The 4,331-nt window shown below is 75.1% G+C and carries 5 protein-coding genes and 1 pseudogene; 3 read left to right on the top strand and 3 right to left on the bottom strand.

The features are described 5' to 3' along the window. Positions 1 to 84: 84 nt before the first annotated feature. The gene (locus ACWEVO_RS31200; RefSeq protein WP_452311050.1) at positions 85 to 600 is read right to left on the bottom strand and encodes a SigE family RNA polymerase sigma factor; all 516 of its coding nucleotides are present in this window, start codon (positions 598 to 600) and stop codon (positions 85 to 87) included. Between the two features lie 88 nt (positions 601 to 688). Between ACWEVO_RS31200 and ACWEVO_RS31195 the strand changes: the two genes are divergently transcribed. Next, positions 689 to 1,558, top strand: a complete 870-nt coding sequence (locus ACWEVO_RS31195; protein ID WP_452311049.1) for an aminoglycoside phosphotransferase family protein — start codon at positions 689 to 691, stop codon at positions 1,556 to 1,558. Positions 1,559 to 1,597: 39 nt separating this feature from the next. On the opposite strand, the gene ACWEVO_RS31190 is transcribed toward ACWEVO_RS31195, so the two are convergent. Next, a complete protein-coding gene (locus tag ACWEVO_RS31190) occupies positions 1,598 to 2,191 on the bottom strand; it encodes an NADPH-dependent FMN reductase (protein ID WP_452311048.1) in 594 nt (197 codons plus the stop codon). A 114-nt stretch (positions 2,192 to 2,305) separates the two neighbouring features. On the opposite strand from ACWEVO_RS31190, the gene ACWEVO_RS31185 reads away from it, so the two are divergent. Then, positions 2,306 to 3,145 carry a helix-turn-helix domain-containing protein gene (locus ACWEVO_RS31185; RefSeq protein WP_452311047.1) on the top strand — a complete coding sequence of 280 codons (840 nt, stop codon included), beginning with the start codon at positions 2,306 to 2,308 and terminating at the stop codon, positions 3,143 to 3,145. Positions 3,146 to 3,164: 19 nt separating this feature from the next. On the opposite strand, the gene ACWEVO_RS31180 is transcribed toward ACWEVO_RS31185, so the two are convergent. Further along, complete coding sequence (locus ACWEVO_RS31180; protein WP_452311046.1) at positions 3,165 to 3,974, bottom strand: Fpg/Nei family DNA glycosylase; 810 nt, start codon at positions 3,972 to 3,974, stop codon at positions 3,165 to 3,167. A gap of 138 nt (positions 3,975 to 4,112) precedes the next feature. Between ACWEVO_RS31180 and ACWEVO_RS31175 the strand changes: the two are divergent. Then, a pseudogene (locus ACWEVO_RS31175) lies at positions 4,113 to 4,331 on the top strand (hypothetical protein); the annotation flags it as partial.

Below are 4,331 nucleotides of genomic sequence, written 5' to 3'. Positions count from 1 at the left end.
GGAGGTCGATCCGGGGCGGGCCGGCCGGCTCGTCGTCCAGCCACCGCAGCCGGTCGGCGACGTGTTCGTCATCGGTCCTCATGCTCACCGCTCCTCTCCGGTCCGGCCGGCCAGCTCGCGGTCCCCGAGCAGCCGTCGCATCGCCGCCAGGCCGTGGGAGGTCTGGCTCTTCACCGTGCCGGGCGAGCAGCCCAGCGTCCGGGCCACCTCCTCGACCGGCAGGTCGTGCAGGAAGCGCAGCACCAGCACCGCCCGCTGGCGGGGCGGCACCTTGGCCAGGGCGTCGCGCAGCACGGTCCGCTCCTCGACGCCCCGGTCCTCGGTGGAGCGCACGTCGGGCGGCCCGCCGAACAGGTGCACCCGCCACCAGCCGCGCCGCCGGGTGTCCAGGAAGTGCCGGACCAGCACCGTGCGCACGTACGCGTCGAGCTGCTCGACCTCGCCGATCCGCGCCCAGCGCAGGTAGAGCCGGGTGGCGGTCTCCTGCACCAGGTCGTCGGCCTGGTCGCGGTCGCCGCAGAGCGCGTACGCGAGCCGGCGCAGCGCCGGCAGGCGCGCCATGACGTACTCGACGTATTCCTGGTCCGATGCGTCCGGCATCCGGCCACCTCCTGGGGTTCGCTGTTCCAGACGGCACCGCGACGGAAACGGTTGTACGCCCCCGGGGCCCAGGCCGGAGGATGGCCGGATGGAGATCCCGGAGAGCCTACGGTGGACCGAACGGGTCCCGGCCGGCCGAGCCTGGCGGGCGGTGCTGCCGGACCGGCTGGCCGAGTGCGTCGCGCGGTGGGACCTGCGGGTGGTGGGACCGCCGTTCGGGTACGCGTTCGCCTCGCTGGCGGTGCCGGTCGAGCTGCCGGACGGTACGCCGGCCGTGCTGAAGCTGCAGTACCCGGACGACGACAGCCGGGCCGAGGCGGCGGCGCTGGCGCACTGGGCCGGCCGGGGCGCGATCCGGCTGCTGGCCCACGAAGCGGAGCGGCGGGCGCTGCTGGTCGAGCGCTGCGTGCCCGGCACCCCGCTGTACGACCTCGCGCCCGAGGCGGCGCTGGACGTGATGGTCGAGCTGCTCCCCCGGCTGGCCGTGCCGGCCGGCCCGCCGTTCACCCCGCTCACCGAGGAGGCGGCCCGCTGGGCGGAGCGGATCCCGGCCGACTGGGCGGCGGCCAACCGGCCGTACGAGCGGCGGCTGGTGGACGCCGCGCTCGGGCTGCTCGCCGACCTGGCGCCGAGCCAGGGCGAGCAGGTGCTGGTGAACCAGGACCTGCACGCCGGCAACGTGCTCCGGGCGGCCCGCGAGCCGTGGCTGGCGATCGACCCGAAGCCGCTGGCCGGCGAGCGGGAGTTCGGGCCGGTGCCGGTCGTGCGGGGGATGGAGCTGGGGCATTCCCCGGCGGCGGTCCGGCACCGGCTGGACCGGCTCAGCGCCGAGCTGGGCCTGGACCGGGAGCGGGTCCGGGGCTGGACGATCGTGCACTGCACGGCGTGGAGCCTCGGCGCGGGGGAGGTCTTCCCCAACCAGGTCGAGGTGGTCCGCTGGCTGCTCGGCGAGGAGTGACCGGTCCCCGGTGGCGGCCGGGGACCGGTGCCGGGTCGGTCAGGCCGGGTAGGGGACGGTGTCGCGTGCCGCCCGTAGCGCCGCGGCCCACCAGGCGAGCTGGTCCAGCAGGGTCTTGGCGTATCCGGGTGCCTGGGCGTCGAGCGGCCGGCCGTCCGCCCACCCGGTGAAGTAGTTCGGGAAGGCCAGCCCGTCGCGGATGGTGACCGCGTGCAGCTCGGTGAGGACGTTCTCCAGGTGCAGGACGGCGTGGCGACCACCGGCGGCGCCGCCGTAGCTGACGAAGGCGACCGGCTTGGCCGTCCACTGGGTGAAGTGCCAGTCGATGGCGGCCTTGAGCGAGGCCGGGTAGCTGTGGTTGTACTCCGGGGTGACCAGGATGAAGGCGTCCGCGTCGGTGAGCCGCGCGGTCAGCGGCGCCATCCCCTCCGGGCGGGGGTAGGCGTCACCGGCGAATTTCGGGGAGAGCGCCGGCAGCGACAGCGGGATCTCGGCCTCGGCGAGGTCGACGACGTCGACGTCGAACCCGCCGTGCTCGCGCGCCTGCTCGGCGACCCAGCGGGCGACCACCGGCCCGAACCGGCCGTCGCGGACGCTGCCGATGACGATGACCAACTTGTGCTTCTCGTTCATGCGCTCCACCGTCCGCCGTCGCGACGGCCCCAACCAGACCGGGCGCAGGCTGGCCCCCACAGGGCCACGCTACGGGGCCCGGGGCCGCCGGCAGCCGACCTAGACTTCGGAGTCATGGCCACGCCGTTGGGGGATTTCGTCCGCGCCAAGCGCGACAGCATCCAGCCGGAGTCCTTCGGCCTGCCCGATCGTGGCCGGCGCCGGTCACCGGGTCTGCGCCGTTCGGAGGTGGCCGACCGCGCCGGGATCAGCGTGGAATACCTCACCCGCATCGAGCAGGGCCGCGATCGCAACCCGTCGCCCGCGGTGGTGAAGGCCCTCGCCGACGCGCTGAGCCTGGACGCCCGGGAGCGCAACCACCTGCGCTACCTCGTGAAGATCACCGGTGGGGAGTGCGCCGGTCACCGGCGGCCGGCGCCGCCCAGGCGGGAGGTCCGGCCCACCGTGCTGGCGACCCTCCGGCTGCTCGAGCCCGCGGCCGCGTTCATCACCAACCGGCTGGGCGACGTGCTCGCCCACACCAGCGGGTTCGAGCTGGTCGTGCGCGGCCTCGGGCTGCTCGACACCGAACCGCCGAACCTGACCCGCTACGTGTTCACCGATCCACGCGCCCGCAGATTCCTCCCGGAATGGGACCAGGTGGCCGACGAGCAGGCCTTCGACCTCTGGCTCGGACCGTCCGAGGAGACCTCCGAATGGTTCCGGCACGAACTCGCCCCGAGCGCCGGGCCCGAGTTCACCCGGCGACTCCACCACCACCTGCCCCCGCCGCAGGTTCCGCTCCGGATCGACCATCCCGCCGGGCACGAGCTGCGCTGGCACCGGGAGAAGCTGGAGCTGCCGAGCACCGACGCGCAGCAGCTGGTCGTCCTCGTGCCGGCCGACGAGGCGACGGCGGCTGCGGTCGAGCAGCTCCGGCACCGGCCACGCGGCCATCTGCGCCCGGCCAGCTGACCCGCTCGCAACCGCGCCGTCAGCCGCTCTGGCAGGTGGCGCACCAGTAGAGGTTGCGGCCGGCCAGCTCGCCCCGGCTGACCCCGGTGCCGCAGACGTGGCAGGGCGCGCCGGGGCGGCGGTAGACGTACACCTCGCCGCCGTGCCGGTCGACCCGGGGCGCGCGGCCCATCGCCTCCGGCAGGTGGATCTCCCGTACGGTGTCGATCCGGCCCCGCTCGACCGCGAGCGTCATCAGCGCGACCAGGTCGGCCCAGAGTTCCCGCCAGCCCGCCGGGGTCAGCTCGCGACCGGGCAGGGTGGGCGGCAGCCCCGCCCGGAACAGCGCCTCGGTCACGAAGATCAGCCCGGTGCCGGCCACCACGGACTGGTCGAGCAGCAGCGCGGCCAGCGGGGTGGCGCTGCGCCGGATCCGCGCGTACGCCCGGTCCGGGTCGGCGTCGGCGCGCAGCGGGTCCGGGCCGAGCCGGTCGCGCAGCGCGGCGACCTCGGGCGGGGTGAGCAGCTCGCAGGCGGTCGGCCCGCGCAGGTCGAGCCAGTGGGTGTCGGACGACAGCCGCAGCCGGATCTGCCCGACCGGGGGCGGCGGCTCGCCGGGGCCGTCGGTGACCTTGCCGTAGAGCCCGAGGTGCACGTGCAGGGTCAGCTCGCCGACGTAGTGGTGCAGCAGGTGCTTCCCGTACGCCTCGGTGCCGTCCAGGACGGTGCCGCTGAGCCGGGCCGCGCCCTCGGCGAAGCGGCCCTGCGGGCTGGCGGCGTGCACCTTGTCGCCGGCGAATAGCTCGGCGTGCCGGGCCGCCAAGCGGTGGATGGTGTGTCCCTCTGGCACGCCGGCAACGGTAGCCCGGCCGCCGCCCGCTGCCGAGCGCGACCACTCGTGAACCGTCGACGGGTGTCGACCTCTCGCCCACGGGGTACCCCCTCACTGTGACGCGCGGCCTCCGCGCCCTGACCAGGAGGTGTCGAAGTGAAGATTCTGAACCGCCGGAACGGTCCGGCGCGAAGTGCGGATGTGAACGGGGACGGTGTCGTCGACGCCCGCGAGGACAGCACGGTCGCCGACCGGGTGGACGGCCGACCGGTGCTGACCGATCGCGACCCGGGGCGGACGACGTACCGGAGCGGCGCGACCGCCACCGAGGCGGAACGGGAGACCGACGCCGAGCGCCGCGCGGCGCTCGGCGTC

It is taken from the genome of Micromonospora sp. NPDC003776, from assembly GCF_053605645.1.
The sequence above is the reverse complement of the archived record's forward strand: the minus strand, read 5'-3'. Positions and strand labels throughout refer to the sequence as shown.

Bases quoted from the DNA above. Each gene is read 5' to 3' on its own strand.
- ACWEVO_RS31190 (WP_452311048.1), bottom strand. From the start codon at position 2,191: ATGAACGAGAAGCACAAGTTGGTCATCGTCATCGGCAGCGTCCGCGAC.
- ACWEVO_RS31185 (WP_452311047.1), top strand. From the start codon at position 2,306: ATGGCCACGCCGTTGGGGGATTTCGTCCGCGCCAAGCGCGACAGCATC.
- ACWEVO_RS31200 (WP_452311050.1), bottom strand. From the start codon at position 600: ATGCCGGACGCATCGGACCAGGAATACGTCGAGTACGTCATGGCGCGC.
- ACWEVO_RS31195 (WP_452311049.1), top strand. From the start codon at position 689: ATGGAGATCCCGGAGAGCCTACGGTGGACCGAACGGGTCCCGGCCGGC.